General features: G+C 72.8%; 7 protein-coding genes. 3 read left to right on the top strand and 4 right to left on the bottom strand.

Going from position 1 to position 4,811, the window contains the following annotated elements; translation table 11 throughout:
- From PROKR_RS04300 to PROKR_RS04285, 4 genes are all read right to left on the bottom strand, one after another.
- The coding region (locus PROKR_RS04300) for a sulfate/molybdate ABC transporter ATP-binding protein (protein WP_036959873.1) at window positions 1–754 on the bottom strand (754 nt) is incomplete at its 3' end.
- A complete protein-coding gene (locus PROKR_RS04295) occupies window positions 751–1,518 on the bottom strand; it encodes an ABC transporter permease (protein ID WP_036959871.1) in 768 nt (255 codons plus the stop codon). The genes PROKR_RS04300 and PROKR_RS04295, both read right to left, overlap by 4 nt.
- Complete coding sequence (modA, locus tag PROKR_RS04290) at window positions 1,515–2,330, bottom strand: molybdate ABC transporter substrate-binding protein (protein ID WP_051432664.1); 816 nt, start codon at window positions 2,328–2,330, stop codon at window positions 1,515–1,517. Before modA ends, PROKR_RS04295 begins: the two co-directional genes overlap by 4 nt.
- A complete protein-coding gene (locus PROKR_RS04285; protein WP_036959870.1) occupies window positions 2,327–2,737 on the bottom strand; it encodes a TOBE domain-containing protein in 411 nt (136 codons plus the stop codon). The genes modA and PROKR_RS04285 overlap by 4 nt, the downstream gene beginning before the upstream one ends.
- Window positions 2,738–2,838: 101 nt before the next feature.
- On the opposite strand from PROKR_RS04285, the gene PROKR_RS04280 reads away from it, so the two are divergent.
- From PROKR_RS04280 to PROKR_RS04270, 3 genes are all read left to right on the top strand, one after another.
- Entirely contained in the window at window positions 2,839–3,297 is a 459-nt protein-coding gene (locus tag PROKR_RS04280) for an RrF2 family transcriptional regulator (RefSeq protein WP_036959869.1), read from the top strand.
- Between the two features lie 177 nt (window positions 3,298–3,474).
- Window positions 3,475–4,395 carry a sulfite exporter TauE/SafE family protein gene (locus PROKR_RS04275; RefSeq protein ID WP_036959868.1) on the top strand — a complete coding sequence of 307 codons (921 nt, stop codon included), beginning with the start codon at window positions 3,475–3,477 and terminating at the stop codon, window positions 4,393–4,395.
- A partial coding sequence (locus PROKR_RS04270; RefSeq protein WP_036959867.1) for a MogA/MoaB family molybdenum cofactor biosynthesis protein occupies window positions 4,392–4,811 on the top strand: 420 nt, incomplete at its 3' end. The genes PROKR_RS04275 and PROKR_RS04270, both read left to right, overlap by 4 nt.

The raw sequence follows: 4,811 nt of genomic DNA, 5'->3' as shown, positions 1-4,811 counted from the left end.
GGACGGCGTCGTCGTCGGCGGACCAGGCGCCCGAGGTGATGTTCAGGCCCGCGATGCGCGCGGCGAAGGCGCTCCGCGGCCGGGACAGCACCTCGCGGGTGGGCCCCTGCTCGACGACGCGGCCGCCGTCGAGCACGACGACGCGGTCGGCGAGCAGCAGCGCGTCCAGGACGTCGTGCGTTGCGATGACGACCGTGCGGTCGGCGAGGACCTCCCGGAGCAGGTGCCGTAGCGCCGGTGTGACGTCCACGTCCAGGGCGGCCATGGGCTCGTCGAGCAGCAGCAGGCGCGGCTCCGCGGCCAGGGCCCGGGCCACGGCGACGCGCTGGGCCTGCCCGCCGGACACGGCTGACGGGCGGCGTTCGCCGAGGTCGGGCAGGCCGATGCGGTCCAGCCAGCGGTCGGCCTCGAGGGCCGCCGTGCGGCGGGAGGTACCGCGGGAGCGCGGGCCGAACGCGATGTTGTGCCGCACCGAGAGGTGGGGGAAGAGCAGCGGGTCCTGCGCCAGCAGGGCCACCTGGCGCGCGTGCGGCGGTACCCAGGTGCGGGTGCGGCCGGCCTCGACGTGGGTGAGGGTGCGGTCGTGGAGGGTCACGCGGCCGTCCTGCGGGCGCAGCAGCCCGGCGGCGATCGCGAGCAGCGTGGACTTGCCGGCGCCGTTGGGGCCGAGCAGGGCCACGGTCTCGCCGTCGGCGACCTCGAGGTCGACCTGGACGTCACGTTCGGGCAGGTGCGCCGACAGGGAGAGGCTCACAGTGCGCTCCTGCTGCGCCGGGTCAGGCCGATCACGAGTACCGCCACCGCCACCAGGACGAACGACAGGGCGACGGCGGCGTCAGGGTCGGTCTCCCGCTGCAGGTAGATCTCCAGCGGGAGGGTGCGCGTGACGCCCTGCAGGCTGCCCGCGAACGTGATCGTCGCGCCGAACTCGCCCAGGCACCGGGCGAACGACAGCACGGTCCCGGACAACAGGCCCGGCCAGACCAGGGGCAGCGTGACGCGGAACAGGACCGTGGTGGGCCGCGCGCCCAGGGTTGCCGCGACGACGTCGTACCGCGTGCCGGCCGTGCGGACGGCGCCCTCCAGGCTGATCACGAGGAACGGCAGCGCCACGAACGTCTGCGCCAGGACGACGGCGGCCGTGGAGAACGCGATCTGGATGCCCGCCAGCTCCAAGGACTCGCCGAGCAGCCCGCGGCGCCCGAACGTGTACAGCAGCGCGATGCCGCCGACGACGGGCGGCAGCACGAGCGGGACCAGCACCAGGGACCGCAACAGGTCGATCCCCGCGAAGCGGGCCCGGGCCAGGACCAGCGCCAGAGGCACACCGACCACCAGGCAGAGCAGCGTGCTGACCGCGGACGTGCGCAGGCTCAGCAGCAGGGCCGCCACCGAGGACTCGCTGGTGATCAGGGTCCAGAAGTCGGCCCAGTTGACGCGGGCCGCCATCGTCGCGAGGGGGAGCACCACCAGGAGCGCCCCCACCGCCGCGACGGCGGCGACCCAGCGGGGAATCATGGTGCCGCGAATCCTGCGTCGGTCAGCACCTGCTGCCCGTCCTGGTCCAGCACGGCGTCGACGAACTCCTGGGCGAGCTCGGGCTCCGGGCTCTGCTCGAGGACGACGATCGGGTACACGTTGACCGCGCTGTCCGACTCGGGGAGCTCGATGCCCTCTACCTTGCCACCCGCGCCGCGGACGTCGGTCACGTAGACCAGGCCGGCGTCCGCCTCGCCGGTGATCACCTTGTTCAGCACGTCGGTGACGCTCTGCTCCTCGCTGACCGGCGCGAACGTCAGTCCGGCTGCTTGCTCAACCCGTTCGGTCGCGGCCCCGCACGGCACCTCGGGCGCGCAGACGACGAGGTGCACGTCGTCGTCGGCCAGGTCGGCGAGCGAGGCGACGTCCGCCGGATTGCCCGGCGGGACCGCGATCATCAGGGCGTTGGAGGCGAAGTCGGTGGGTGTTCCCGCCTGCAGGCCGTCCGCGACGATCTTGTCCATGTTCGCGGTGTCCGCCGAGGCGAGGACGTCGGCCGGGGCGCCCTGCTGGATCTGGGCCACGAGGTCGGACGAGCCGGCGAACGACAGCTCCACGTCGACGCCGTCGTGTGCGGCCTCGAAGTCCTCCGCGATCTGCTCGAACGTACGCGTCAGCGACGCGGCCGCGTAGACGGTCAGCGTCCGGTCCGCGGCGTCGTCCGCGTCGGCCGTCCCGCCCACCCCAGCACTCGCGCCGCACGCCGTCAGGGCGCCGACCGCCAGCAGGCCGACGGAGCCGGCAGCGACGATCCGGGCCGACGAGCGGCCCCTGTGCGTGTACCCGGTCATGCGGATTCCCTCTGGTTCTCGGTCTCGATGACGACGTTCGTCGACTTGATGACCGCCACCGCCACCGACCCCGGCTCCAGGCCGAGGTCGCGCACCGCCTCGCTGCTCATCAGCGAGACCACACGGAACGGGCCGCACTGCAGCTCGACCTGCGCCATGACGGCATCGGCCTTGATGTCGGTGACCAGGCCCACGAACCGGTTGCGGGCCGAGCTGCGCAACCCCGGCGGCAGGCGCGGCGGCGACGCGTGGTCCCGGGCGACCATGGCGACCTCGTAGCCGTCGACCACCTTGCGGCCGGCGTCGTCCGTGCGGGCGCCCAGCAGGCCGCGGTCGATCCAGCGGCGCACCGTGTCGTCGCTGACGCCGAGATAGGCGGCGGCCTCCCGAATCCTCATGTGCGGCACGAATTGGATGTTAGCACCGCGATCACGCATTGACGCGGGGTTCCTGTCTTGATCTGCGGATTGGAGGTGGCTCGGTCCGGCGGCCGGGGGAGAATGGACCCATGAGGATCTCCGCACGAGCCGACTACGCCGTCCGGGCAGCCGCCGAGCTGGCGGCCGCTGACCACGACGGGCCCGTCCGCGCCGAGTCCCTGGCCCGGGCGCAGGACATCCCGCACCGCTTCCTGGAGGGGATCCTGAGCGACCTGCGGCGCGACGGGCTCGTCACGAGCCACCGGGGCGCCGGCGGCGGATACCGTCTCGCCCGGCCGGCCGACTCGATCACCATCGCCGACGTCGTGCGGGCCGTGGACGGGCCGCTGGTCTTCGTGCGCGGCAACCGCCCGTCCGACCTGGAGTTCCAGGGTGCGGCAGCACCGCTGCTGCACGTGTGGGTGGCCCTGCGGGCCAACGTCCGCGCGGTGCTGGAGACGGTCACCCTCGCGGACCTGGTCAGCGGATCGCTGCCGGACGAGGTGCGCGCGCTGACCGAGGGCGAGTCGGCCTGGTCCAACTCCTGATCTGATCGCCCGGCTGAACTCCGATCGGACGGAGGGCTTTCACCCCACTTTCCGATGCACACTTATCCGACCTATGAGATGGTCATTGTTTCCGACCGGGTTAGATGGGTACCTTGGTAGCGGGCCCGATCGTGCAGGGCCTCGTGTCGCATCCCCCTGACCTGGAAGGTCATGACCATGAGAACCCTGATCCTGCTGGCGCTCGTCGGCCTCGGCGCACAGCTGGTGGACGGAAGTCTGGGCATGGCCTACGGCGTCACCTCCACGACGTTGCTGCTGGCCATCGGCACGAACCCCGCCGCGGCGTCGGCCACCGTGCACCTCGCGGAGATCGGCACGACGCTCGCGTCCGGTGCCTCCCACTGGCGCTTCGGCAACGTGGACTGGAAGGTCGTCGCCAAGATCGGTATCCCCGGCGCGATCGGCGCGTTCGCCGGCGCCACGTTCCTGTCGTCGCTGTCGACGGAGGTCGCGGGACCGGTCATGTCGGTGATCCTGCTCGCGCTGGGCCTCTACGTGCTGCTGCGCTTCACGGTGCAGGGCCTGCCGACCCGCTCGGACAAGCCGCTCCGCAAGCGGTTCCTCGCACCCCTCGGCCTGGTGGCGGGCTTCTTCGACGCCACCGGTGGCGGCGGCTGGGGCCCGGTCGGCACGCCCGCCATCCTCGCGAGCGGCCGCCTCGAGCCGCGCAAGGTGATCGGCTCGATCGACACCAGCGAGTTCCTGGTGGCCGTGGCCGCCAGCGTAGGCTTCTTCGTCGGCCTCTCCGGCGAGGGCATCGACTTCACCTGGGTGCTCGCCCTGCTCATCGGCGGCCTGATCGCGGCACCGATCGCGGCCTGGCTGGTGCGCCTGGTGCCGCCGCGCATCCTGGGCTCGCTCGTGGGCGGCGTCATCGTGCTCACCAACTCGCGCACGCTGCTCAACAGCGACTGGATCGCTGCCTCCGACGCCGTGAAGATCCCTGTCTACGTGGTGATCTGGCTGGGCTGGGCCGCCGCCGTCGCCTGGTCCGTGCGGGCGCACCGCAAGGCTGCGGCCGTCGAGGCCGCGCCCGAGAAGGCGCAGGAGCCGGAGGCCGATAGCGTGTCGGCATGACGTCCGACCAGGTCGCGGTGATCACCGTCTCCGACCGATGCGCCCGCGGCGAGTCCGAGGACCGTTCCGGCCCCGCCGCGGTGCGGGTCCTGCGGGAGGCCGGGTTCACGGACCTGGTCACGCACCTCGTGCCCGACGGCGTCGAGCCGGTCCGTGACGTGCTGCGGACCGCGCTCGACGCCGGCGCGCGTCTGGTGCTCACCACCGGGGGCACGGGCATCACGCCCCGGGACCTCACCCCCGAGGGCACGCGCGAGGTGCTGGACTACGAGGTCCCGGGCGTCGCCGACGCCGTCCGGCAGCGGGGGGTCGCCGCGGGGATCCCCACCGCCGTCCTGTCGCGCGGGCTGGTGGGTGTGGCCCGCGGTTCCGGCGGCACGCGCGCGCTCGTGGTGAACCTGCCCGGCTCGTCCGGG

Source organism: Promicromonospora kroppenstedtii DSM 19349, assembly GCF_000515355.1.
GTDB classification, from domain to species: domain Bacteria; phylum Actinomycetota; class Actinomycetes; order Actinomycetales; family Cellulomonadaceae; genus Promicromonospora; species Promicromonospora kroppenstedtii.
Note: the sequence above shows the minus strand (reverse complement) of the source record. Positions and strands in the feature narration are given on the sequence as shown.